The 24023-nt window shown below is 55.5% G+C and carries 22 protein-coding genes; 12 read left to right on the forward strand and 10 right to left on the reverse strand.

From position 1 onward, the window contains the following. The first annotated feature begins 169 nt into the window (after positions 1-169). Positions 170-919 (forward strand): type 1 glutamine amidotransferase, encoded by a 750-nt coding sequence (locus tag ACIQ20_RS04765; protein WP_395777882.1) that lies wholly within the window; start codon positions 170-172, stop codon positions 917-919. Here ACIQ20_RS04765 and cysQ read toward each other — a convergent pair. The 3 genes from cysQ to ACIQ20_RS04780 all read right to left on the reverse strand — a co-directional run bounded on the left by cysQ (position 885) and on the right by ACIQ20_RS04780 (position 3273). Beyond that, complete coding sequence (gene cysQ, locus ACIQ20_RS04770; protein ID WP_395777884.1) at positions 885-1739, reverse strand: 3'(2'),5'-bisphosphate nucleotidase CysQ; 855 nt, start codon at positions 1737-1739, stop codon at positions 885-887. The two genes, ACIQ20_RS04765 and cysQ, sit on opposite strands and share 35 nt — an antisense overlap. 77 nt (positions 1740-1816) lie before the next feature. Beyond that, positions 1817-2227, reverse strand: coding sequence for an HIT domain-containing protein (locus ACIQ20_RS04775; protein WP_395777886.1), 411 nt, complete (start codon positions 2225-2227; stop codon positions 1817-1819). Beyond that, the gene (locus tag ACIQ20_RS04780) at positions 2227-3273 is read right to left on the reverse strand and encodes a MaoC family dehydratase (protein WP_395777888.1); all 1047 of its coding nucleotides are present in this window, start codon (positions 3271-3273) and stop codon (positions 2227-2229) included. Before ACIQ20_RS04780 ends, ACIQ20_RS04775 begins: the two co-directional genes overlap by 1 nt. A 276-nt stretch (positions 3274-3549) precedes the next feature. On the opposite strand from ACIQ20_RS04780, the gene ACIQ20_RS04785 reads away from it, so the two are divergent. The 4 genes from ACIQ20_RS04785 to ACIQ20_RS04800 all read left to right on the forward strand — a co-directional run bounded on the left by ACIQ20_RS04785 (position 3550) and on the right by ACIQ20_RS04800 (position 9799). Further along, positions 3550-4539 carry a DUF808 domain-containing protein gene (locus tag ACIQ20_RS04785; protein WP_395777890.1) on the forward strand — a complete coding sequence of 330 codons (990 nt, stop codon included), beginning with the start codon at positions 3550-3552 and terminating at the stop codon, positions 4537-4539. A 176-nt stretch (positions 4540-4715) separates the two neighbouring features. Continuing rightward, complete coding sequence (locus ACIQ20_RS04790; RefSeq protein WP_395777892.1) at positions 4716-5915, forward strand: NAD(P)/FAD-dependent oxidoreductase; 1200 nt, start codon at positions 4716-4718, stop codon at positions 5913-5915. 29 nt (positions 5916-5944) lie between these two features. Beyond that, entirely contained in the window at positions 5945-7390 is a 1446-nt protein-coding gene (locus tag ACIQ20_RS04795; RefSeq protein WP_395777894.1) for an NAD-dependent succinate-semialdehyde dehydrogenase, read from the forward strand. Between the two features lie 120 nt (positions 7391-7510). Then, positions 7511-9799 (forward strand): PAS-domain containing protein, encoded by a 2289-nt coding sequence (locus ACIQ20_RS04800; protein ID WP_395777896.1) that lies wholly within the window; start codon positions 7511-7513, stop codon positions 9797-9799. Between the two features lie 7 nt (positions 9800-9806). Here the strand turns inward: ACIQ20_RS04800 and ACIQ20_RS04805 are convergent, their stop codons facing one another. The 6 genes from ACIQ20_RS04805 to ACIQ20_RS04830 form a co-directional block, all read right to left on the reverse strand. Further along, positions 9807-11474, reverse strand: a complete 1668-nt coding sequence (locus ACIQ20_RS04805) for a response regulator (RefSeq protein WP_395777898.1) — start codon at positions 11472-11474, stop codon at positions 9807-9809. Positions 11475-11842: 368 nt separating this feature from the next. Then, a complete protein-coding gene (gene yihA / locus ACIQ20_RS04810; protein ID WP_395777991.1) occupies positions 11843-12451 on the reverse strand; it encodes a ribosome biogenesis GTP-binding protein YihA/YsxC in 609 nt (202 codons plus the stop codon). Positions 12452-12501: 50 nt separating this feature from the next. Next, positions 12502-14328, reverse strand: a complete 1827-nt coding sequence (gene yidC / locus ACIQ20_RS04815; RefSeq protein WP_395777900.1) for a membrane protein insertase YidC — start codon at positions 14326-14328, stop codon at positions 12502-12504. Between the two features lie 21 nt (positions 14329-14349). Next, positions 14350-14754 carry a ribonuclease P protein component gene (rnpA, locus tag ACIQ20_RS04820; protein ID WP_395777902.1) on the reverse strand — a complete coding sequence of 135 codons (405 nt, stop codon included), beginning with the start codon at positions 14752-14754 and terminating at the stop codon, positions 14350-14352. Between the two features lie 25 nt (positions 14755-14779). After that, positions 14780-14914, reverse strand: coding sequence for a 50S ribosomal protein L34 (gene rpmH / locus ACIQ20_RS04825; protein ID WP_085341306.1), 135 nt, complete (start codon positions 14912-14914; stop codon positions 14780-14782). A gap of 117 nt (positions 14915-15031) precedes the next feature. Then, entirely contained in the window at positions 15032-17629 is a 2598-nt protein-coding gene (locus tag ACIQ20_RS04830) for a hypothetical protein (RefSeq protein ID WP_395777904.1), read from the reverse strand. A gap of 207 nt (positions 17630-17836) precedes the next feature. Between ACIQ20_RS04830 and ACIQ20_RS04835 the strand changes: the two genes are divergently transcribed. From ACIQ20_RS04835 to ACIQ20_RS04865, 7 genes are all read left to right on the forward strand, one after another. Next, positions 17837-18508, forward strand: coding sequence for a hypothetical protein (locus ACIQ20_RS04835; RefSeq protein WP_395777906.1), 672 nt, complete (start codon positions 17837-17839; stop codon positions 18506-18508). Positions 18509-18598: 90 nt separating this feature from the next. Continuing rightward, positions 18599-18994, forward strand: coding sequence for a succinate dehydrogenase, cytochrome b556 subunit (gene sdhC, locus ACIQ20_RS04840; RefSeq protein ID WP_395777908.1), 396 nt, complete (start codon positions 18599-18601; stop codon positions 18992-18994). Positions 18995-19004: 10 nt separating this feature from the next. Then, positions 19005-19391, forward strand: a complete 387-nt coding sequence (gene sdhD, locus ACIQ20_RS04845) for a succinate dehydrogenase, hydrophobic membrane anchor protein (RefSeq protein WP_395777910.1) — start codon at positions 19005-19007, stop codon at positions 19389-19391. Positions 19392-19395: 4 nt separating this feature from the next. Next, positions 19396-21189: a succinate dehydrogenase flavoprotein subunit gene (gene sdhA / locus ACIQ20_RS04850; RefSeq protein WP_395777912.1), complete on the forward strand. Its 1794-nt coding sequence runs from the start codon at positions 19396-19398 to the stop codon at positions 21187-21189. Between the two features lie 7 nt (positions 21190-21196). Then, complete coding sequence (locus tag ACIQ20_RS04855; protein ID WP_395777914.1) at positions 21197-21457, forward strand: hypothetical protein; 261 nt, start codon at positions 21197-21199, stop codon at positions 21455-21457. A 155-nt stretch (positions 21458-21612) separates the two neighbouring features. Continuing rightward, on the forward strand, positions 21613-21819 hold the full coding sequence (locus ACIQ20_RS04860) for a type II toxin-antitoxin system Y4mF family antitoxin (RefSeq protein WP_395777916.1): 207 nt from the start codon (positions 21613-21615) through the stop codon (positions 21817-21819). Further along, positions 21816-23084: a type II toxin-antitoxin system HipA family toxin gene (locus ACIQ20_RS04865; protein ID WP_395777918.1), complete on the forward strand. Its 1269-nt coding sequence runs from the start codon at positions 21816-21818 to the stop codon at positions 23082-23084. Before ACIQ20_RS04860 ends, ACIQ20_RS04865 begins: the two co-directional genes overlap by 4 nt. A gap of 445 nt (positions 23085-23529) precedes the next feature. Here the strand turns inward: ACIQ20_RS04865 and ACIQ20_RS04870 are convergent, their stop codons facing one another. Beyond that, positions 23530-23982: an Lrp/AsnC family transcriptional regulator gene (locus ACIQ20_RS04870; RefSeq protein WP_395777920.1), complete on the reverse strand. Its 453-nt coding sequence runs from the start codon at positions 23980-23982 to the stop codon at positions 23530-23532. Positions 23983-24023: the final 41 nt, after the last annotated feature.

A 24023-nucleotide genomic window follows, 5' to 3' on the forward strand; every position in this document is an offset into this window, starting at 1 on the left:
CCCAATCCTAAACCAGAATGATCAATGACCAACCGCCAATCCCCCCGCTCCGCCAGCTATGTGACGAGCGCTGCGCAGGGGGATTAGCTGTCACCGCGTGTTACACCACCAAATGGGACGTGATCTGCTCTGCAGGCAAACTATCTTCTAATGAGGTTAGGTTACGGTCATGCAACTGACGATCTTTGAAACTGGCCGCCCGCCTGAACCCATTCGGGGGCATTTTCCCTCCTACCCCGCTATGCTGGAAGCCCTTTTGGCTCCTCATATGCCGGGACTCGTCTGTCAAATAGTACACGTGTTAGACGGGCAAGAGCTTCCCGACCCCAGTTCGGTTGAAGCCGCTCTCATCACCGGCTCACCCGTTGGCGTTTATGATGACTTTGATTGGATATCCGACCTCAAAGACTGGATCCAGCACGCTGGCGCGAGGCAAGTCCCACAGGTGGGGATATGCTTTGGCCATCAACTCATGGCAGAGGCCTTTGGTGGACGTGCGCACAAAGCACCGCAAGGCTGGGGTTTGGGCCGTCATACCTATAACGTAGGCAATGCTGAGCCTTGGATGGTGGGGTCAAAGCAAAGGCTGCATCTGGCGGTGAGCCATCAAGATCAGGTGCTGGAGGCACCAGCCACCGCGCGAGTCTTAGCCAAGTCAGATTTCACGCCTTACGCCGCCTTGGTATATGATCACGCGCCAGCTCTGTCCTTCCAAGGCCACCCCGAATTCTGCTCCAGTTTCGCCGATGCTTTAATTCGGTCGCGCCGTGGCACACGGTTTTCTGAAGACATGGCCGACGCCGCGCTAGCGAGCCTGGAAGCACCTTTGGATGGTGACGTGGTCGCGGCATGGGTTGCAGGTTTTTATGCCCATGCCTTAAGTTCTAAAAATGCCAATCTGGATCGAGCCGCTGCTTAGAAAAAGCGACGGCTAGGCTTGGGTCGCCCATGGCCATAAAGCCGCAATTGCGGCAGCCATCGCTGATCTTCCCATAAAGGAAGGCTTGGCCATTTAAGTCCAACATAGCACCTCCAGCTGCAGTCAACACGGCATCCCCCGCTGCCGTGTCCCATTCCATGGTCGGACCAAAACGAGGATAAAGATCGCCCTCGCCTGCCGCGATCAAGCAAAACTTCAAGGATGAGCCCCGTCTGACCAGTTCCGAGACTGGGATTTTCTTCAAAAAGGCTTCGGTGGCAGCGTCTTGATGGGAGCGGGAGGCCAATACGGCCAAGGTCTCGCGCGCCGCGCGCGTCTGGATCAACTGCCAACCTCCACTATGGTCAATCTGCCAAGCCGCACTGGGGTTCGTCCGTGAATCCCCCACCCAAGACAGCCCAGTTTCGGGCATATGAACAATGCCGACCACGGGCCTGCGCCGCCGCACATAAGCAATATTGACGGTATAATCAGGATCACCCGACACAAATTCCCGCGTGCCGTCGAGGGGATCGATCAGCAAGAAGTCGGCATCTGGATCGGCTACGGCCGTTAAACCATCGTCTCCCTCTTCCGTGATTAGCGGAACATCAGGCAGAAGTGTGCTTAAACCCTCTAGAATAACCGCATTGGCGGCTAGGTCCGCTTCTGTGACGGGTGACCCATCAGACTTTGCTTGGGCATGGATCCCGCCGCGCTTAACTTCCAAAATGGCAGCACCCGCACACCGCGCCAACGCTTCAAGCGCGATTACCAATTCGTCTGGCACCGAGGAAACTGGGCTTTCGGAATGTTGCATATCAACCTTGTTGTTAAGAGCTGGGCAGTATCGCCCTATGTCATGGTCGGGTTTTGCGGGAGTAAATACCCGGCTGATCAAAAGTTATGGGCCAAACCCATTACATGATCAATCAACGGTACGGCCTGATCAGATTCATAGGGTTTGGCAGGGCTATGTCCCCACACAGGCCCCGGCCAAGCGGGATCATTATCATGACGACCAACAATATGAATATGCAGCTGACGCACCATATTGCCCAATGCGCCAATGTTGACCTTGCTGACACCGGGAAGACTGGCCACCAAAGTGCCAAGCGCCTGAATTTCGGCCCAAACCTGCTCAGCATTCTCAGGCGTTAAACCAAAAAGCTCTACCGCCCCTGGTACGCGTGGAACAGCCACCAGCCATGGATACCGCACATCATTCATCACCCGCACCTCACATAAGGGGAAGTGCGCGGCAAAGAGCGTATCAGCTGCCAAGCGGGGGTCGAGTGAAAAGGCCATTAGCTGAGGAAACTCGAGCGCAAAGGAATCGCTGCCCAATAGTCGAACTCCAGGATGGCATCGGGGCTATCCGGTCCTTGGAAGTCATAAGCGGAGACATTCTTCGTCGCGATCAGGCGCAGACGCAACGCACCATGTCCGTTGCTCAACAATGCCTTGTCGAGCACTTCGCTCCAAGCGTAAATCGTGTCGCCCGCGAACAACGGATTGATATGACGACCGGCGTTAATTGCGAGAATTTCGGCGGCATTGGCTAAGCCGTTGAAGGCCAAAGCGCGGGCAATCGAGATCACAACCCCACCGTAAATCAGGCGCTTACCCTGTCGGGACTGCGCTTGGGCAACCGCATCGAAATGTACTTTGGCGGTGTTTTGATAAAGCCGCGTGGCGATCTGATGCTCTGCCTCTTCGACCGTCATACCGTCAACGTGATCGATACACTCCCCAATCTGATAATCCTCAAACGCATAGGGCGAGCCAGCCAATTCGAAATCATAGTTGCCCGACCAAGCAGGCACCGGCACGGGTAAGTCTTCCGGTGCGACAAAAGCGGGCAGCTCTGGTATGATCGGCGTTGGCGCAGGCGCTTCACAATCGCCCTTGTGCACCATGACCCAACGTACATAGGACAAAATGGCTTCGCCCTGCTGATTGAAGCCAGTCGTGCGGACATATACCACGCCTGTTTTGCCATTTGAGTTTTCTTTGACGCCAATCACTTCCGAAATGGCTGACAGCGTATCGCCCGGGAAAACAGGCGCAAGAAAACGACCGTCAGCATAGCCCAGATTGGCAACCGCATTGAGACTGATATCTGGCACGGTTTTGCCAAAGACCGTATGGAACACCAACAGGGGGTCGATTGGAGCGGCATCCAAATCGCCATCACGGGCAAACGCGTCCGAACTATAAAGTGCGTAGCGAGAGCCTGTCAGTGCTGCGTAAAGCGCGACGTCGCCCTCGGTGACCGTCTTCGGCGTCGCATGCCTTAAGACCATGCCGACTTGGAAGTCTTCAAAATAAAGTCCCGGATTTGATTTGGTCATTAAAGTGCCTCTCTGCGCCGTTGGTTAGCGAGCGAAAGGCCCGCCTGCAAGGCTTTGAAGCGCTTGAAGTTGGCGACCAATGTTCACATGTCCGACAAAGCATTGCGCGGACCCATAAGCCATGAGCTTGGCCAAAGCATGACAGATCAACCCTTTGTGATAATCAGACCTGCAGATGGCCTCTCTTACGGATGGAAAGTGCCTTCGAAGTTATAGCGCACAGACCGAAAGCGCCCTATATCAGCTTTTCTCTGATCAATTTTTGGGGGTAAAGGTTTGAGCTCTGGATTATTGGCGCTGCTGGACGACGTCGCAGCAATTGCAAAAATCGCGGCCGCAAGTTTGGATGATGCAGCCGCTCAAGCTGTCAAAGCAGGCGGTAAGGCTGCGGGCAAAGCGGCCGGCATTGTCATTGACGATGCGGCGGTTACGCCGCGCTATGTGGTGGGCTTTGCTTCAGAGCGGGAACTCCCCATCATCGGCAAGATTGCCTTGGGCTCACTTAAGAACAAGATGCTCATCCTGTTGCCCGGGGCGCTATTCTTGAGCTTCTTTGCGCCTTGGATCATCACCCCACTCTTAATGTTGGGCGGTGCCTATCTGTGCATGGAAGGCTATGAGAAGGTAATGGATATTGTCCGCCCTCATGGCGGTCATGGCGACGAAGACGCGGCAGACGATGGAGACAAAACCTCCCTCGAGTTGGAAAATGAGAAAGTAGCCAGTGCTGTTCGGACCGACTTTATTCTCTCGGCTGAGATTATGGCTATTACGCTTTCAACTGTCGCAACCTCACCTTTGTGGCTGCAAGGCGGGGTTTTGGCGGTCGTAGGGCTTGGCATGACCGCCTTGGTTTATGGGGCGGTTGCCTTAATCGTGAAGGCCGATGACGCAGGTGCTGAAATGGCACGCTCCGAAAATGGGGCAATTTCGGCCTTCGGGCGCGGCCTCGTGCTCGGTATGCCAGTTTTCCTAAAAGTGTTAACTTGGGTCGGTATGGTCGCCATGTTATGGGTCGGCGGTGGGATCATGGTGCATGGCCTTTATGAACTAGGCTATTCCGCGCCAGAGAAAACCATTCATCACTTCGCAACCTCGGTCGCGGCAGTCGTACCCGTCGTTACAGGTTTTGTAACTTGGTTGGTCAGTGCAGCGATTGCAGCTGTAATTGGCCTGATTATCGGTGCAATAGTTGAACCGATCGCCCATAAAGCGCTGGTCCCAGCCTTCAGCGGTTTGAAGGGCTTGTTCAACCGGAAAGCGTGAAGCGATGATTTGTTAACCTACTTGACCTGAGGCCTATGTTAGGCCATCCGTTATAACAAATGTCAGTAGTACATTCTCCCTCGCGTCATGTCTGCTCCGCAGCCAGTGCACCAACCACCTGGTACCACGCATCAGCAAAGCGCCCCTTTGACCGAACCACCCCCTTGGTTGGGGAAATGACCGCCGATGTCGTGATCATTGGTGCGGGCTTTACCGGTGTTTCTGCCGCGCTTGACCTAGCCACGGCAGGTCTGAATGTGGTCGTGCTTGAAGCCAATGAGATTGGGGCTGGAGCATCTGGCCGAAACGGTGGGCTTGCCTGCTCCGGCTGGCGTCATGATCAGAAGTGGTTGGAAGCGCGCATGGGGCACGAGGATGCACGTCGGCTATGGTTGTTAGCTGAAGATGCGAAAGCTGATCTGGTCGCGCGCATGCATGAACTCCATATCGATGCGGATTGGACCCCGGGGCAGATCCTTGCCGCCCATACACCCGCCTTAATGCAGGAGCTCGACGATGATGCGGACCATATGGCACGCGCTTACGGCCATGAACGTCCAGGTCGCCTCGACAAAGAGCAAGTTGCGCACGCCCTTGGCACATCTGCCTATCTCGGTGGCTGGCGCGATCCATCGGCTGGCCACGTCCACCCTCTCAAGTTGCTCTATGGCCTGATGCAAGCAGCCCTAGTCGCCAAAGCAAATTTGCACGAGTACAGCCGGGTGATCGAAGTTGGGTCTGACGGCGGCAAGCGCTTTGCGAAGACCCCGACAGGACGGGTTGTAGCCGATCATATCCTTTTATGCGGTGACGGCTATCTTGACGGAATTGAGCCCGATGTGGAGGCCCGCGTGCTTCCCATTGGCAGTTTCATCATCGCAACCGAACCACTGCCCGCGAACAGCCAGATCCTACCGCAGCACGATTCTGCCATGGATACGCGCTTTGTTGTCAATTATTGGCGCAAGACAGCAGAACGGCGTTTGATTTTTGGCGGCGGTGAGAAATACACGCCAAGCTGGCCCAGCGATATAGAGAGCTTTGTACGGCGCAATCTGGTGAAAATCTACCCAGAACTCAGCGACATACAGGTCACTCATGCTTGGGGCGGGGCTCTTGGTATCACCCCCACCCGCCTGCCTTACTTGCGTCAGGTCCGTCCTGGTCTGTTGTCGGCGTCAGGCTACTCTGGTCAAGGTGTTGTTCTGGCACCTTATTTTGGACGTATTCTTGCTGCCTGCGTCTTAAGCCAGCATCGCGACTTAGACGTCCTGTCACGCATGCCCGTGCCGCATTTCCCGGGCGGTCGCGCACTTCGCTGGCCGCTTTTGACGGCAGCTATGTCTTGGTATGCGCTGCGAGATAAACTACCGTGAGACGATCCACTGGCTGAGGAGGCCAAGACGTGAAGCTTTCTGAGCCCCGCCTGTTTCGCACCCAATGCCTGATCAATGGCGCTTGGACCGGCACCAGCGACGATGCAATCTATGACCCTGCAACCGGTGACGTCTTGGGCAAGGTCCCAAGACTTGGTCGCGAGGCGGCCGAAGAGGCTGTGGCAGCTGCACATGCTGCGCTTCCTGCCTGGCGGGCCAAGACCGCAAAGGAGAGAAGCGCGATCCTGCGGCGCTGGTTTGACTTGATCCTCATCCACCAAGAAGATTTGGCACAGATCCTTACCGCAGAGCAGGGCAAGCCGATCACGGAAGCGCGCGGGGAAATTGCCTATGCCGGTTCCTTCATCGAGTTTTATGCCGAAGAGGCTAAGCGCATCTATGGCGAAACTTTACCTTCACCAAAGGCGGATAGCCGAATACTCGTATTGCGACAGCCGTTAGGCGTAGTAGCGGCCATTACCCCATGGAATTTCCCTGCCGCCATGATTGCTCGCAAAGTCGGCCCAGCGTTGGCTGTGGGCTGCACCATGGTCTTAAAGCCTGCTCCCGAGACACCCTTTACCGCGCTGGCTTTGGCTGAGCTGGCTTGTGAAGCCGGCGTCCCTGCAGGCGTGCTTAATGTCGTAACTGGTGATGCTGTCGCGATTGGCGAAGTCTGGTGTGCCAGCGATGTTGTGCGGGGTTTGTCCTTTACCGGCTCTACTCCGATCGGCAAGCTCTTGATGCGCCAATGTGCCGATACCGTGAAGAAGCTGGGCCTTGAGCTGGGTGGCAATGCACCCTTTGTCGTATTCGATGATGCCGATCTGGACGCAGCGGTCGAAGGCGCTGTCGCGTCGAAATTTCGCAATATGGGTCAAACCTGTGTGTGCGCAAACCGGATTTATGTGCAAGATCAAATTCACGATGCCTTTGTTGCCAAACTGACCGCAAAGGTTGCCGCCATGAAAGTAGGGCCGGGGACCGAAGACGGGGTTACGCAGGGACCTCTCATCAATCAGGCAGCCCTCGCCAAGGTCCAAAGCCATGTTGCCGATGCCCTCAGCCAAGGCGCGAAGGTTCAAACTGGTGGAAAGGTTAGCGCTTTAGGAGGTACTTTCTTTGAGCCCACCGTCATAACGGGCGTAACGTCGGCCATGAGGTTCGCCCAGGAAGAAACCTTCGGCCCTGTCGCACCAATCTTCCGCTTCCAAACCGAAGCCGAAGCCGTTGCGGCGGCCAATGACACACCATTTGGCTTGCAGGCTTATTTCTATACCAAGGACTTAGCGCGCACCTTTCGTGTTGCTGAAGCATTGGAAGCAGGGATCGTGGGGGTTAACTCTGGCCTGACCTCATCAGAAGGCGTGCCTTTCGGTGGGATCAAGCAAAGCGGCTTGGGACGCGAAGGCTCGCACCACGGGGTCGAAGAGTATCTTGAACTAAAATACGTCTATTTGGGCGGCATTAATTGAACTGAAACTGTGTATAAGTGACGCCCATCCCGCTCGTGTTAATCTTTGTTAACCAGTCTTAGCTTAGACTTAACAAAGTCAATCAAAACGAGCGGATGCGTACAGAAAGTGCCATTAGACTTGTCAGCCTTTTTGGCCCAATGGGGGCGTGATGTCGTGACGGCGGGTGGGGCCGCCGCTGTGGCCGGTTATCTCGCATACCGCTTTGGCAAGCAAAGACGTGTCCCCCTTTCTAGCCCCCGTGCCAGTGCAGCCATCGCTGCCTCAGGTTCTGTCGCGCTCGTCTGGCCGGACAATGACGATGGAGAGGGCTGGGGTGAACCGGAAGAAGAGGCCGATGCCTCGACCCGCGCGACCCTACTAAAACGTCTCGACCTCACGGCAAACAGCCCGGTCGAAGAGCCTTCGACATTCGATATCCTAGAAGCCATGGTAGCCGCCTCTGCTGAACTCGGCACACGCCTCGCGCTCTTGCGCCAAAGGGGCGAAGCCTTCACCCTTTCGGTTTTGGGGCTAGAGGTCATGGGCAAGCCTCATGGTGCGAAAGCCATTGTCTGGCTAACGCCCGGTGCGGCCGCAGGGGACCTTGCAGGCGCTGAGAAAGCCAATTTCCCGGCTTGGCGTACCGACAGCCAGGGTGCGCTGCTCTGGGCCAACACCTCCTATCTGAAAGCGGTAGAAGCGGTCGATTTGGAGGATGCGCGCGCACGCGACTGCGCCCTAGACCAGAAAGCGCGAGACGATGCAGCCCAAGCCGCAAAAGGCCAAGCCTTCGCCTATACGCGGGCAATTACCATTGATGGCAAGCGAAGAATGTTGCGGATCAGCTTGTTCCCGGCAGACGACGGGGCTTCTGGTGTTGCCTTCGATGTTACTGAAGAAATCGAAGTGCGCGACACCTTAGCGCGAGAAGCCAAAGCGCATGAAGAGACGTTGAACCATTTAACCGACGCAGTCGCGGTGTTTGACTCAACCCGTCGCCTGACAACGCACAATAGCGCCTTCTCAAACCTGTGGGGTCTGGAAGATGCGTGGCTAAATGATGGGCCAAGCCATGGCGAATGGTTGGATCGGTTGCGCCAGTCAGCCAAAATTGCCGCAACACGTGACTTTGCAGCATGGAAGGCGAAGGAACTCTCCCACTATCAAGAACCCGGCCTGATCCCGGATGAAACCTGGACCATGCCGGATGGTCGCATCTTGCGTGTCGCGCGGCAACGCCAGCCTTCTGGCGGGCTCTTGATTCTGTTTGAAGACATCTCCGACAAAATGGGCCTGCAGGCACGGTTTAAAACTTTGATTGAGGTTCAGCGCGCGACACTGGACAAATTGGGCGAAGGGGTCGCGGTGTTTACGGCGGACGGGCGACTTTCCTTAGCCAATAGCGCATTTGCCCGGATGTGGGGGCTCGACCAAAGCTTCCTTGATGCGCTACCAGAATTTGATCTGGTTGCAGAGCGCGCGATCCTTGTACACCGCGATCCTGCCTTCTGGAGCGAGTTAAAGGCCCGGATATCTGACCCGTCACCACGTTCGCGTCAGGAAAAGCAAGGTGAGTTTGTCTGCGCCGATGGCACAAGCCTTACTTGGTTGACACGCCCCTTGCCAGATGGTGCAACTTTGGCAGCCTTCGCAGATGTGACGGCTGCCCGCGAAGTGGAGACTGCGCTGCGCGATAAGGCGGCGGCCTTCCAAGACGCAGACCGGCTTAAGACTGAGTTTGTACGCAATGTCAGTTATCAATTGCGTACGCCGCTGACCACCATTGGAGGCTATGCAGAGCTTTTGGCAGCGGGCGTAGGTGGCACTTTGACCGAGTCCCAATCAGACTATTTGAATGCTATCGGATTGGCCTCTGGCCAATTGGAAAAGCTTATTGAGAATATTCTGGACTTGGCCATGATTGACGCGGGCCAGATGTCACTGGACTTGGGTGATGTCAGTTTGGCGGAAACCCTCGAAGTCACAGCGGAAATCGCACGTACCAATTCGGTCAATGACCAAGTTCGAATTGTGGTGGAGTGTGACGATAGCGCTGGGATCATCCGTGCAGACAAGGCCCGCATTCGGCAGATATTGTTCAACCTTGTGTCGAATGCACTGCGTTTCACGGGTAAAGGCGACATGATCACCATTGGCGCGCGTCGGTTTGACGATACAGTCCGCCTCTGGGTGAGTGACACTGGCCCCGGTATCGATATGGCGCGTCAGGCTTCTGCCTTTGAGGGCTTTGCAGATGGCGACCGGCGTGCAGGCGTCAGCCTAGCCTTAGTTAAGCGCTTTGTAGAGTTACATGGCGGCTGGGTTTCTTTGGCGTCCCCTAATGCCAAGGGTGTCACCGTGTCCTGCTATTTGCCAGCTAGGGCTACCCATCTCCATGCAGCGCCAGAGCTGGATCTGGTTAGCTAGTATCTCTTTAGGCGTTCGCATAGGTAGAGTGATCGTGGTCACGGGTGGCCACCGCGCTCGCCAAAGCAGCTTGAATGCCCTTTACGAGAGATTCAGGCGTCACGGGCTTCGCGATATGGACGTCGCAACCAGCATCAAGCGCCTGCACGACGTGTTCGTTCATCGCATTGGCACTGAGCATCGCGATAGGGGTGCGGGGCAGTTGTGCTGTCAACTCAAGAATACGGATCGCCTGAGTGGCCTTAAGGCCATCCATTTCTGGCATTTGCATATCCATCAAGACAACATCAAAATTGCCAGCTTCAAATGCCTCTAAGGCCTTCACACCATTTTCGACCACAGTGAGGTCGACGCCATACGGCTGTAAGATCATCGCCACCACTCGCTGATTAGTCGGATGATCTTCTGCCAACAAAATCCGTAACAGCCGCGACGGCTCGATTTCATCGGTGGCTGCCGGGGTCACAGTAGCTGAATGCGTCGCGCTTAGATTGTCAGAAGCATCCAAGGAAATGGACCGGGCCAAGGGAAGTTTCACCATGAAGGTCGAGCCTTGGTTTGGGACCGACATTACACTTATGGTACCTTCCATCATCTCGGTCAGCGCCTTACAAATCGACAGTCCGAGACCTGTGCCACCAAACTGGCGCGTAATGGACCCATCAGCTTGCTCGAACCGATGGAATAAGCGGGCGCGCGCTTCGCTATCAAATCCGATACCCGTATCGGAAACCTTGATGATTAGAGTTGCAGCGTCCCCATCATTATCTGGCTCGATAAGCTCAACCTGAACTGCGACCCCACCCTCTTTGGTGAACTTCACTGCATTCGACGCGAGGTTGGAAACAATTTGGCGAATTCGAACCGCATCGCCTTTGAACAAGCCGCGCGCATTGGTTCCGAAGGTTAGACTGAAATTCAGGCTTTTCTCATTGGCTGCGGTCTGCATCAAGTGCACGGCCGCCTCGATCGCCTCTTGTAAATCGAACGTATCGACTTCTAGGGACAATTTGCCAGCCTCAATTTTCGAGACGTCGAGAATGTCGGTGAGGAAGCGTTCGAGGGTTTGGCCCGATTGGCGGATTAAGCTGACCATCTCAAACTGTTCGCCGCTCAACTCAGTGCGACCCAGCGCTCCTGCCAAGCCAATCACCCCGTTTAGAGGCGTACGAATTTCGTGGCTCATATTAGCGAGGAAAACACTTTTGGCTCTGCTGGCAGATTCCGCGGCAGCCCGGGCTTGGCGGATTGCAGCTTCAGATCGGCTATTGCGCAGAACATAGGCCAATTGGTGTGTAATCAAGCGCCAGTTGATGGGCTTCACAACAAAAGACGTTGCCCCTGCGGCGAAAGCCAAATCAATAGCCTCCATATCATCACGGCCCGTGATCACGACAACAGGCACACCCATTAGCCGTGGATCGCGCGCCATCGCTTCCATGAGCTCAAAGCCATTCAAATTCGGCATATCGAGGTCAACGAGCGCGACGTCAAAGTCGCCCTTTCGTAGGGTCTCCATGGCGATCAGGCCATCTTCTGCAACACAGACTTCCATGCTCGGACTGGTGAGATGGGAAATGGCAAATTCGCGCAGGATGGGGTCGTCATCGACCACCAAGACCCGCGCGAAGTCCGTCATTACAAAATGGTCAATGCTGGCGGGCGAGGTGTTCATGTGCCCCCCAAGCCTAAAGGACGTAGCGCACAGCAGGGTTGGACGCGCGAACCACGCAGCTTCCGCAGCCGAGCGCTTCGCTTAGTCTTTGGCAGTTGGAGAGGCATAAAGCGCTGCACCATTGCGTTGATCAAACCCCACACCGAGCAAATTTACCGGAATTTTGCAGAAAAATGTCGCAGAAATTCCTTAACTTTGGGTCAAATGAACGTGGAATTTTTTATTTAAGCCCCTAAAATCTCTACACATATCTAGAGTAGCGGCGCGGGGAGTAGGCCTAAATCTTCTGGACTAGAGTCAAGTCAAGGGCGACCGTCAAATTTTTCCCTAATTTGGAGAATATTGCGCTGTCTTTAATAGGCAAAAGGTCAATCAACGGAAAACGTCGCGATTTCCTCACGTAACTGGCCAATGCCAAGATTCTCATGCGATGAGATCGGCAAAACCTCAGGGTGTGCAGCAGGACGCTTCTTCAATGCCTCTTTGGTGGCGCCAAGAACGGCATCCAGCTCCCCTTTCTTCAATTTATCGACTTTTGTGAGGATGATTTGGTAAGATAAGGCCGACGTATCCAGCATGCGCATGACTTCAAGGTCATTAGGCTTAAGCCCATGGCGGCTATCGACCAAAACGAAGGCCCGCTTCAAGGTTGCACGGCCCCGCAGGAAGTCACGCGTCGCTTCGTTCCAGCGCGCAATCTCTGTTTTCGACGCCACCGCATGGCCATAGCCGGGCAAGTCAACAATCCGAATACGCTCTACCTCGTCTTTACCGGCGATGGCAAAGAAAATGAGTTCACGTGTACGTCCAGGTTCGGAGGATGCCCGCGCCAGGCCTTTCCGACCAACTAAAGCATTCACAAGGCTGGACTTGCCGACATTCGAACGCCCGGCAAAGCAGACTTCCGGGGCACCCATTGGCGGCAAATCAGACATGGTCTTGGCCGCCCAGAGGAAACGCGGCTCCAAACGAAACAGCCGTTCTCCTGGCGGGAGATCACGCATCGGAACCATGGGTTCAGACATGATCAGGCCGTCTTTTTCTTGCCAAGCTTGGCAAAAAATTCGTCAATCGGGTTTGAGGTTCCTGACCGCTTTGCAATCACATATTGCTGCACAATCGTGAGCAGGTTGGACCACGTGTAATAGATGACCAGACCAGAGCCGAAGCCTGCGAAAACGAATACGAATATCCATGGCATCAGCGCAAAGATCTGGGCTTGCATCGGATCCGTGGCCGTTGGCTGCATCTTTTGCAAGAGCCAGAACGAGACGCCATACAAGATCGGCCACGCACCAATTGCCAAGAACGTCCCAATGAGCGGCAAGGCTGTTGGGTCATAGGGAAGCAAGCCGAACAGGTTAAAGACAGTCGTTGGGTCCTTGGCTGACAAATCGGGGATCCAGCCATAGAAAGGCGCGTGGCGCAGTTCAAGCGAGATCGAAAGCACTTTGAACAACGCGAAGAAGATCGGCATTTGCAGCAGGGCTGGAATACAGCCGGCGACCGGATTGATTTTCTCGGTCTGGTAAAGCTTCATGGTTTCTTGCTGCTGGCGTTGCACGTCTGCGGCAAAACGTTCTTTGATCTCGGCCATTTTGGGTGCGAGATCGCGCAGTTTCGCAAAGCTCTTATAGCTCGTGTAGACTAGCGGGAAGGTAACGATCTTGATAACCACGGTCACTATCAAGATAGCAACACCAATGTTATTGGCCACCAAACCATTGAAGAACATCAACATCGCGTAGAACGGCTTGGTCAGGAACCAGAGTATACCCCAGTCCACCCCGTCCGCAAACTCGTGCAAGCCCAATTGCTCCCCAAGCGCACGCAATTCCGACACCCGCTTCGATCCAGCGTAGAGGTGCTGGGTTGTGGTCAGGCTTTGGCCGACGCCCAACGCGACAGGGGCAACCAAGTAACTCGACTCAAACACCTCTTCATTAGGCAATTGGGTGACTTTAAACGCCCCCTCAATCCTGGCTTTTTGATCCGGGATGAGGGCTGCGAGCCAATACTTGTCCGTGAATCCAAGCCAACCGCCTAAGGAAGCTTGCTGCAGGGCTTCGCCCTTCTCAAGCTTCTGATAAGTCATTTTTTTGAGCTTGTTGTCAAACATCCCCACCATGCCTTGGTGGTTGACGGGATCAGGTAGCTCTTTGGTTTTGGAATGGCGGCGGATTGCACCGTAGGGCTGCAGCGTGACGGGGGCCGCGCCTGCATTCACGACCGTGTCGGTGACGGTAAAGAGATAATTCTTATCAACCTTCACGACGCGCTTGAACGTCAAGCCTTGGCCGTTTTCATAGGTCAGAGTGATTGGAGTGGCAGGCGTCAGTTTCTCGCCCGCTTTGGCCTGCCAAATCGTGTTGGGTCCAGGCAGTGCACCAGCACTGCCATCTGGGGCAGTAAAGCCAAAGAACGCGTAATAGCCATCTGCTGTTCCTTGCGGATGCAGGAGTGTGACCGCCTTAGAATCCTTTTTGATTGTGTCCTGATAGCGCTTCAAAACCAAATCGTCGAAGCGCCCACCCAAGGTCGACACGGTACCGCTGACAGCATCGGCATCAATGCTAATGCGTTGGCTTAGGCCCAAAGCGTCTGGACGGCTGACCGGCTGACCGGCAGACGCTGCGGCTTGAGCAGGCGTAACAGCTTGCTGAGCTGGAGCAGTCTTTTGTGCGGCAGCTTGCGCCTCGCGCTTTTGCGCCATCTCTGCCTGCCGAGCCTTTTCGCGCGGTATCTCGTAGAAGTATTGAAAGCCCAGAAGGATCGCCAGCGACAAGGCAATCGCGATCGCGAGGTTCTTTGTATCAGGCGCTGAGGGTGGCGGAGACATGGGAGACGGGGACATTGGGGTCCTTGCTATCAGCTTCTAAGATGTGGCTGTGGCGATTGTTACAGATAGAGGGGCAGACTTCGCCGACAGCCTTAAGAACAGGGTAGTCAGGTCGTCAAGCAAAGCAGGCCATTCTGCTGTCACAGTTGCAGTACGTGCGACAGCTACATAGTCAAAACCCGGCCGACCATGAAGCGGCAATAGCTGTAACATTGCCGCGCGCAAGCGGCGACGTGCCCGATTGCGCGTGACGGCATTGCCGACTTTTTTGGAAGCCGTCAGGCCATACCGGATCAGGCCCTTTGTTTCAGCCGCTACATCAGCAGAAGGCCTAGCCTGCAATAACACAAATCGCCCAGCGGCCTTGCGACCCTGAGCGACATGCAAAAACTGACGACGGATGGTCAGCCGATCAATGGTGGCAGGCGGACTAACGGACATGGGACTGCCCAGGCCGCCGATAATCCTAAGCGCTCAAGCGCTTGCGGCCCTTGGCGCGACGACGAGCCAAAACCAGACGACCGCCTTTAGTGGCCATACGGGCGCGGAAACCATGGCGACGAGCGCGGACGAGGTTAGATGGTTGAAACGTGCGTTTCACGGTTGTTACTCCTGGCGGACAACCGCCTTGATCGAGAAGAAATTTGAACGCGCGCTGTTACCGAGCGCGTGGCGAAGAGTCAATCTCTGCACGCAGGCAGAGACTTCCATTCAGAGGTTAGAACTGCTTTCTAAAGCTCAACTCCACAGAACGGCCGCGTGGTGCCAGCAAGGCCTTTTGATAAGCTTCGGGCGTATTGCCTGCAGAGTCGCGGACGCTCTGAGCAGAATCTATCAGATTGTCGACTCGCAAGATCAATCGAGACCCTTTCAAGAAGGGTGCTTTCTTGACCCAGTTTGGACGCGCTTCGAAGTTTAAGAAGCCGCGCAAATTGACGGCAAATAGATCATCAAAGTAAAGGTCCGTCGCGCCAGGGACCCCGCTTGCACTGGCAATAATCTTGCTCTGCCCGCGCCATTCCCCGAAAGCGCGGAAGCCAATCCCCATATAGGACCAACCGCCATTAAACTCGACTGTGTGACGGCGTGAGCCACCACCGTCATCAACAGCTGCCCCTTCGAGCAAATCCAGCTTTGGCAAATTGGGGGCCAGAACGATGGAGTCTTCCAGCTTGAGGGAATGGAAGATGGAGATGCTCCAACGACCGGCCTGACCACCTTGTCCACCGCCAAAGCCGCCGCCGCCAAAGCCACCACCGCCGAAGAAAACCCCGGCGGGAGGCCCACCGCGCCCACCAAATCCGCCGCCAAATCCGCCTGGAGTGCCCGTGGCGGGACGTTGACCGGCTGGTTGGCTGGTTTGACCTGTTGTTGGTGTACTCGTTTGGCTCGCACCCGTTCCAGCGCTAGATCCGCCTTGGGTTCTGCTAGGAGGCGTCGCGGTACTTTGTAGCCCATTGCCACTTGCGTTCTGGGGAGTTGGCGGGCGTTGTCCACCACCACCTGGACCACGCCCCATCTGTGGACCGAAGCCTTTGGAAAAGGAAAAGCCATAGCGGAAAATTGTACTGTCAGCGGAATCGTAATTGATCGGGCGCTGGTCAATCCCCGTGAGAACGCCGGCACTATTGCGTTCAAACCGGCGCGGATAAGCAGCCTCTAATGCGGGCGTTAGAAGTGGAAATGAAGCGATGGTGTCTTCGCTGGAATTAACTGCATAACTGAGTGTCAGATCGAGGCCTTCGAACTTGGCGGGCGAATAATTCACACTGAACGTGGTATCTGCGCGGCTTTCCGCCTTTAGGCCGGAGTTTCCGCCGCTTGTGCGATTGACCAAAACAGTTTGGCCGGTTTGAAAATCAAAAACCGCGGACCCCGGCGTGACGAGAACAGGATTACCCAATTGCTGAATGCTAGGCGCGGCTTCTGAAGCATCATAAGCCATGGAAAGGCGAACCGTGCTGATCGGGGACCAATTGACGCCGAGCCCACCTCCTTGCAGACCGCCAAAATCTGACAGGTCGGTGTAAAAGCTGTTCACGCTGACACTCAAATCGCCAAACTTTTCACCAAAGCCCGAACGCCGACTGGTTACAGGGATCGAGAGATTGCCCCGCGCCGTCACATCACCCCGGCTGAGATTGGTGAGCGTGACCAGCCCATTGCGGAAGGACTCCGAATCGAGCTGGCGATCTTGATAACCAATGCGGAAGGATCCCCGGATCGGCCCCGCTGGCACATCAAGAAGCGGCCCGGTTGTATTGTAAATCGCTTCAAAAACGCTGGCCGTAGAATTGGATGTCTGTGGCTGCGTCAAGGCAGACAGTGTTTTGGTATCTGACTTTGTTTGATCAGCAGAGCCTGTGGCCGTCCACTGCCAGCCGGCGGTTGTGCCGTTAACAGTGACAGCTGCACGCGAGGTGTCGACTTTTGACGTGCGCTCGATGGGCGTGATCGCGACCGGCAGCCCGGTTGGGGTAGGGGCTAGACCCAACAGACTTTGACTTTCGTTTGAGTCAAAGCGGAGGTCGAAGGTGGCCCCCATCGATTTTCCGAAATTGCGATTGTAACTGATGCCCAGCTCTGCGGCCTGTGTCTCTGGTAAAAGCGTCCTAAACGCAGAACTGGTTGGCGATGTGGCACGACGTACGCCACGCTCAGCCTCTGTGACGCTGTTCTGACTTGACACCTCTCCATTGATCGACAAGCGCCCTTTGGCCCCGATGGTTAACAAGCCAAGTTCCAGTTCACCGCGCGATTGCTCACCTTCCGCCGCTGTCCCTGCGCTCAACTCCGTCGTGATAGCACGAAAATTGTCTTTCAGAATGAAATTGATAACGCGCTGATCCGCCGAATAGCCATATTGGAGCGCGGTCGATTCAGGGAAAATCTCAACACGCAAAATTGCTTCTGAAGCAAGGCCTTGCACATCCCGGAAGCTGCCGATGCGGCGACCATTCAGCAAGATAACAGGCGGACCGCTGCCACGACCACGACCGGAACCTGCGCGCGGCCCTAAAGCTGCCAGTACCTCAGCAATGTTGGAAGCCCCGAGGGCTGTGATTTCAACTGGGTCCAAAGTGGTTTCTGGGACAGCATCTCCGGGCACAGAGTTTGGGCCACGCTGTGCACGCACCACAATTTCATCGACCGGCTGTTCTTCGACGGCGGTTGCTGGATCCACGGGTTGGGCCGTTACGGGGACAGAATTAGCTTTGGCTGGCTGCAGCGAGGCGGTTTGGGCCAAAAGTGGCGTTGAAACAACAAAAGGCAAAAGCGCAGCCGCGCTGCTTAAAAGTACGAAACGGATGGACATCGGGGAGACCTATTTTTCTTTTTGGACGGCTTTAAGCCAGCCAGTTGGAATTTTGCTTAGCGTGTTCAACGTGGCTATACGTCTATTCCGTCGCATAAGATGATGACAAAGTTGTTATGATAAAAACGAGTGCTAACGGACCATTTTGCCAAAGGTTCAGCGAGTAACAGCTTCCCATATAGGACTTCAATTCCAGGCCGAAAGATGATGAGCAGAATCAATCGACAGATTATCTTGATCGAAGGCCCAATCGGCGCAGGCAAAACCAGCCTCGCCCTGCGGCTGGCGGAGGATTTGGAAGCTAAAGGACTAGAAGCCCGTGCTTTTCTGGAGTTCGATCCCGATCACCCTATCCGAACGGAGCAAGTCGATCTTTTGTCGGGTCGGGAGCCTGAGCCCAGAGCGTATGGGCTAGAACCTTGGGCGCGACTGGCGGCCCAGTGTGTTGTCAATCGGGGAATTGTTTTACTAGATGCGACCTTGATCCAAAACACACTGCTGCCCGCTTTTGCCGCTGGTGTGCCTGAAGAACAAATTCTTCACCTTGCCACGACGCGCCTAGCCGCCTTAGCCAAGGCCAAACCAATGGTCCTATATCTACATGTGGACGATATGGCCGACCACCTCGAGCGGTTGCATAGGTCAAGCACGCCGTCATGGTCTGCAGGCAATTTGGCATGGATCGACGCGACTGCGTGGGCGCAGGCTAGAGGTCAGAGGGGCATGCCAGCCTTGATCGGCTTTCATGAAGCTTGGCAGATTTGGGTAGAGACTTGGCTGTCACAACTTGGCGATACAAGTCTGGTTCTTCGTGCCCGCAGCGAAGAGACCACCTCCTTAAGCCAACTTGTTTTAAATCATGCAGCTAAACCCAGCTGAATGAAGCTATTTTGCTACTTCACCTGACGAGAAACGTTGACGAAGCGGTCACTCTCTTCCATGTCACAGACAGGTTATCTGGGGATGAGCATGGCAGGTCCACAAGCACACGATAAGCGCCCTTTGTCGCCACACCTGCAAGTCTGGCGTTGGCACGTGACGATGGCGACATCGATTTTTCACCGGGCATCGGGCGTTGCCCTCTACTTGGGCGCAATGGTTCTAACTGCGTGGGTGATGGCCTTGGCAAGCGGCCCTGAAGCCTATGGGGCATATATGGCCTTCTTGATGAGCCCGCTGTGTCTCTTGATCCTTTTTGGCATTACAGCAGCGGCCTGCTATCATTTGGCCAATGGCATCCGCCACTTAGCTTGGGATGCTGGCAAAGGGTTTGACCCGAAGGTGTCCACCGCGACAGGTTGGGCGACGATCATCGCCGGTGCCGTCGGGGCTGTTTTGGTTTTTGCACTCGCATTTTTGGCTTAAGAGGCAGACGATGACCCATTCATTACGTACGCCATTGTCTCGCGCCCGTGGCCTTGGTTCGGCCAAGCATGGCGTTGGCCATTTTATCCAGCAACGCGCGACCGCAATTTTCCTAACCGTCCTGTTGCCTTGGTTTGCTTTATCGGTCCTTTTGGGAACCGATGGCAGCTATGACAGCGTCATTGGCTGGATGAAGCACCCACTCAATGCTGCCGGGACCGCCCTTTTGGTTCTAACCGGTTTGTTCCACATGCGCCTCGGCATGCAGGTAGTGATCGAAGACTACATCACTGGGCCTGTTGCGCGCACTGTATCTTTGCTCGCCAACACGGCCATCCCCGCTATCTTAGCAGTCATCGCGATCCTTTCGGTCGCCAAAGTATTCGTTGGAGCTTAAGCCCATGACGGCGGACTATCAGTGGAATGACCATACCTTCGATGTTGTTGTTGTCGGCGCTGGCGGCTCTGGGCTGCGCGCCGCTTTGGGTTCGGCCCAAGCCGGCTTGAAAACAGCTTGCATCTCAAAGGTCTTCCCGACCCGGTCACACACGGTGGCGGCCCAAGGCGGAATCTCTGCAGCGCTCGGTAATATGGGCGAAGATGACTGGCGCTGGCATATGTTTGACACCGTGAAAGGTTCAGACTGGCTGGGCGACCAAGATTCCATTGAGTATCTGACCCGCAATGCGCCTGCAGCGGTCTATGAGCTCGAGCATTGGGGCGTGCCCTTCTCACGAACCGACGATGGCAAAATCTATCAGCGCGCCTTCGGCGGTATGACCCGCAATTATGGTGAAGCGCCTGTTCAGCGCACCTGTGCTGCCGCCGACCGCACCGGCCACGCCATCTTGCACACGCTTTACGGCAACTCTCTGAAATATGACGTTGAGTTCTTCATCGAATATTTCGCCCTTGACCTGATCATGGACGAGACCGGTGCCTGCATCGGTGTGACAGCTTGGGAATTGGCGACAGGCAAGCTGCACCGCTTCCGCGCCCAGCGCACAGTTCTGGCTACTGGCGGCTATGGCCGTGCTTATTTCAGCTGCACCAGCGCGCACACCTGCACTGGCGACGGCAATGCCATGGTATTGCGGGCAGGCCTGCCTTTGCAGGATATGGAATTTGTGCAATTTCACCCAACCGGCATTTACGGTGCAGGCTGCCTCATCACCGAAGGCGCACGTGGCGAAGGTGGCTATCTGACCAATTCGGAAGGTGAGCGCTTTATGGAGCGTTATGCGCCGACCGTGAAGGATTTGGCTCCACGAGATATGGTCTCTCGGGCGATGACGATGGAAATCCGCGAAGGCCGCGGCGTTGGCCCTGGCAAGGATCACATCCACCTCCACCTCGACCATTTGGATCCAGCCATTTTGGCCCAACGTCTACCCGGGATCTCGGAAAGCGCCAAAGTGTTTGCTGGCGTGGACGTCACTAAAGAGCCGATCCCAGTTTTGCCAACCGTGCATTATAATATGGGCGGGATCCCGACCAATTATCATGGCGAAGTGCTAACCAAAGTCGGCGGCGACCCCGACCAAGTTGTTCGTGGCCTTATGGCCGTTGGTGAAGCCGCTTGCGTGTCGGTCCATGGGGCCAATCGTTTGGGCTCTAACTCCTTGATCGACTTGGTCGTGTTTGGCCGCGCTGTCGGCTTGCGCTGTGGTGAAACCGTTCAGTCAGGTGCCCGCCAGCCAGAACTTACAAATGAGATGACCGACAGCCACTTGGCCCGTCTAGACCGGTTCCGCCAAGCCAAGGGCGGCACGCCCACGGCAGCGCTTCGCTTGCAGATGCAGAAGGTGATGCAGAACCACTGCGCGGTTTATCGTGAAGGTGAAACCTTGGACGAAGGCTGCAAGGAGATGGATAAGGTGTTTTCTGGTGCACCAGATATCGCCATCACCGACCGCTCCATGATCTGGAACTCTGACCTCGCTGAAGCCATGGAATTCGACAATTTGCTGAGCCAAGCCATGGTGACCATGTATGGCGCGGCAAACCGGACTGAGAGCCGCGGTGCCCATGCCCGTGAAGACTATTCAGACCGCGACGACGTTAATTGGATGAAGCACACGCTCACCTGGTATGATGAGGCAACGGGTTCGGTCAAAATCGACTATCGCCCTGTGCATATGAACACCATGAGCAACGACGTGGCTACCATCCCACCGAAGTTGCGGGTTTATTGATCGACAATTGGCGACAATCGTTTTGGGTTGGCGCAACCACCACGATAAAGACCAGCCCCATGCTCATGTGCTGATCCGTGGCAAGCGCGCCAGCGGGGATGATCTGATGACCCTACGCAAGGTCATCAACTATGGCACTCACGACCAAATCTGCCATGGCCGGGCTGAGGGCTTTGTCGAAGACCACGTCACCACTAGCCTGGGCAAGCATGCCATCATCAATCGCGGCTTAGGATATGGGGCATTGGCCGTAAAGGCTAGCCAGTAGCATCTTAATCAACCTGCGCCCTTTCATCTCGATCGGGATGAAATCGTCCATCCACCGGGCTGATCTATGATAAATTCCTGATCAGGAATTTTTTAGTTGTGGCATAAGATGAATCTGTGTATTTTCCTGATCGGGAAGTTAAATTGACCAATACCATGACCCCTGTCACTTTCGGAAAAGCGGTACGTAGCGCGCGCAAAGCACAAGGCTTGCGCCAGGACCAACTGGCTGGCGCAGCGGGCGTCGGCGTACGCTTTGTTATTGAGTTGGAGGCTGGCAAGGCCAGTATTCAATTGGGCAAGGCGCTGGCAGTGGCGGCAGCGCTGGGGCTTCAGATGGATGTCACGGGACCAGCGCCATGAGCCGCCTGTCTGTCTGGTGGGAGGGCCAGATCGTTGGCACCCTGTTTCGCGACGCCGATGGCGATTTAGGATTTTTCTATTCATCAGATTGGCTGGCGCAGCCTGCTGCCAGAGCAATTTCGACCGCCCTGCCCTTGCGCATTGAGCCTTATGGCCGTCGCCAGACGCGCAGCTTCTTTGCCGGCCTACTGCCCGAAGAAGGCCAAAGGGATGCCGCAGCCAGTGCACTTGGCTTGTCCCGGAGCAATGACTTTGCTCTGCTGGACGCCATGGGCGGTGATGTCGCAGGCGCTTTGGCGATTTGGCCGGAGGGGCAGGCAGCGCCGGTCTATCAGCCTGCTTATGAGCCCGAACCACTCACCGAAAGTGCTCTCGCTAAGATACTAGACTCCCTGCCCCTGCGCCCATTGCTGGCAGGGCAAGCAGGACTGCGACTATCGTTGGCAGGAGCGCAAAACAAAGTTCCTGTGGTGGTGCGCGATAACCAAATTTGCCTGCCGTCGCCGGGTCAACCAACTACCCATATCCTTAAGCCGGAGATGACCAGATTTGCAGGGAGCGTCGAGAACGAAGCTTTTGTCATGCGACTGGCAAAGGCGATTGGCCTGTTGGTCGCACCTGTTGATCCCCGCGTGGTGCAGGGCCGGAAGTTCCTGCTGATCGAGCGATATGATCGCCAACTTGGCCCCGATGGTTCGATGCACCGCGTGCATCAGGAAGACTTCTGCCAGGCGCTTGGCCATCAATCTGAAAGCAAATATGCCGCCGAGGGCGGGCCTACCTTCAAGACCAGCTTTTCACTGGTGCGCAGCGTTACCACCAGACCTGCTATAGAGGTGTTGAAGCTGTTGGATGCCACTATCTTCAACCTGATCATCGGCAACGCCGATGCGCATGGAAAGAACTTCAGCCTGCTTTATTCGCCAAGCGATGGAACGGTGCTCGCCCCACTCTACGACCTTCTGTGCACAATGGCCTGGCCTCAAGTCGCAACCCGAATGGCGATGAAGATCGGTGGAGCCGGAGCCTTGGAAGAGTTATCACCCCGAGCATGGGAGAGGTTTTCTGAGGATGCCGGATTGCGCATGCCTTTTGTGCGCAAGCGGGTCCTAGAGCTTTGCCAGTTGGTAGCTGGCGCGCTTCAGGACACAGAAAAGGACCTTGAGGATCGCGATCTTTCGGGTGGCACAGTCAGATCACTTGGTGCGATCATTGCCAAGCGCGCCGCGGGGGTGGCCAGTGTTTCAGACCCAAAGACTGCCTAGCACATGCCACAGCTTCCTGCAGACCAGCCATTGTGCGATTTTTCACTGACCCATGAAACTTCAGCTCGACGGACCCTCGGCGCAGCTGCGCCTCACTGGGAAACACATCGTAACCGATCGAACAGGCAGCAGAGATCTGTGGAGAAGTCGGGCCCCTAGCACCAAGTTGCGTGGGTAAAGTCGTGGGCAGAAATCAGGGTGATCATTCAATCCCTGTTTTATTTGGAAAAGTATCAAAACCGGTGGGGCAGGAGATCTTGTGTGTTCCTCTCCGTATCTCGACATGTCTCAAGCTCGAAAGATCGAGGTAGTTTGGTCATTATTGAGGCGATCATGTTAGTGCCAATAATTGTCGGAATTGTGGGTTTTGCATCGGCCTATTTACCGCTTCCTGAGCGGGTGCGCGGCACTTGACCCAAGCCATTACATGGATGTCTGGCCAACCCTACCCCCGCTCATCCTTAGGCGAGCCCATCACGATGTAGCTGGTGATGGTGGAAACTTGCGGCAGAGCACCAAGGACTTCGGTGTGGAAATGCTTATAGGCGGGCAGGTCTGTCGTCTCGACCCGCAACAAATACTCCACTGTGCCGGTTATATTGTGGCATTCACGCACTTGCGGTGCGCGTTTGATTGCAGCCTCAAAATCCGTCTGCTCCTGCTTGGTATGGCGGGACAGACCCACCGTCACATAGGCCAGAAAGCCAATGCCGAGGGCGGCGGAATTCAACTGTGCGCGATAGCCTTGGATGATGTCTCGCCGCTCTAATTCCTGCACACGCCGGAGGCAGGCTGAAGGCGACAGGCCCACTTTGCCCGCGAGGTCGACATTGCTGATGCGCGCGTCATGCGAAAGAACGCGCAATATTCTTCGATCTGTCTCATCCAAAGTACTCATAACATGTGTAGTTTTAGCCGTGACTACTGAATTTGCAAGAA

Origin of the sequence: Aquidulcibacter sp. (assembly GCF_044346625.1) — a bacterium.
GTDB lineage: Bacteria > Pseudomonadota > Alphaproteobacteria > Caulobacterales > Aquidulcibacteraceae > Aquidulcibacter.

Excerpts from the sequence above, each read along its gene's own strand:
- ACIQ20_RS04870 (WP_395777920.1), bottom strand. The coding sequence starts at position 23,982 with ATGAGTACTTTGGATGAGACAGATCGAAGAATATTGCGCGTTCTTTCG.
- sdhC (WP_395777908.1), top strand. The coding sequence starts at position 18,599 with ATGGCAGGTCCACAAGCACACGATAAGCGCCCTTTGTCGCCACACCTG.
- rnpA (WP_395777902.1), bottom strand. The coding sequence starts at position 14,754 with ATGTCCGTTAGTCCGCCTGCCACCATTGATCGGCTGACCATCCGTCGT.
- yidC (WP_395777900.1), bottom strand. The coding sequence starts at position 14,328 with ATGTCCCCGTCTCCCATGTCTCCGCCACCCTCAGCGCCTGATACAAAG.
- ACIQ20_RS04805 (WP_395777898.1), bottom strand. The coding sequence starts at position 11,474 with ATGAACACCTCGCCCGCCAGCATTGACCATTTTGTAATGACGGACTTC.
- ACIQ20_RS04790 (WP_395777892.1), top strand. The coding sequence starts at position 4,716 with ATGACCGCCGATGTCGTGATCATTGGTGCGGGCTTTACCGGTGTTTCT.
- ACIQ20_RS04860 (WP_395777916.1), top strand. The coding sequence starts at position 21,613 with ATGACCCCTGTCACTTTCGGAAAAGCGGTACGTAGCGCGCGCAAAGCA.
- ACIQ20_RS04780 (WP_395777888.1), bottom strand. The coding sequence starts at position 3,273 with ATGACCAAATCAAATCCGGGACTTTATTTTGAAGACTTCCAAGTCGGC.
- ACIQ20_RS04765 (WP_395777882.1), top strand. The coding sequence starts at position 170 with ATGCAACTGACGATCTTTGAAACTGGCCGCCCGCCTGAACCCATTCGG.
- ACIQ20_RS04835 (WP_395777906.1), top strand. The coding sequence starts at position 17,837 with ATGAGCAGAATCAATCGACAGATTATCTTGATCGAAGGCCCAATCGGC.
- sdhA (WP_395777912.1), top strand. The coding sequence starts at position 19,396 with ATGACGGCGGACTATCAGTGGAATGACCATACCTTCGATGTTGTTGTT.
- cysQ (WP_395777884.1), bottom strand. The coding sequence starts at position 1,739 with ATGCAACATTCCGAAAGCCCAGTTTCCTCGGTGCCAGACGAATTGGTA.
- sdhD (WP_395777910.1), top strand. The coding sequence starts at position 19,005 with ATGACCCATTCATTACGTACGCCATTGTCTCGCGCCCGTGGCCTTGGT.
- ACIQ20_RS04830 (WP_395777904.1), bottom strand. The coding sequence starts at position 17,629 with ATGTCCATCCGTTTCGTACTTTTAAGCAGCGCGGCTGCGCTTTTGCCT.
- ACIQ20_RS04775 (WP_395777886.1), bottom strand. The coding sequence starts at position 2,227 with ATGGCCTTTTCACTCGACCCCCGCTTGGCAGCTGATACGCTCTTTGCC.
- ACIQ20_RS04865 (WP_395777918.1), top strand. The coding sequence starts at position 21,816 with ATGAGCCGCCTGTCTGTCTGGTGGGAGGGCCAGATCGTTGGCACCCTG.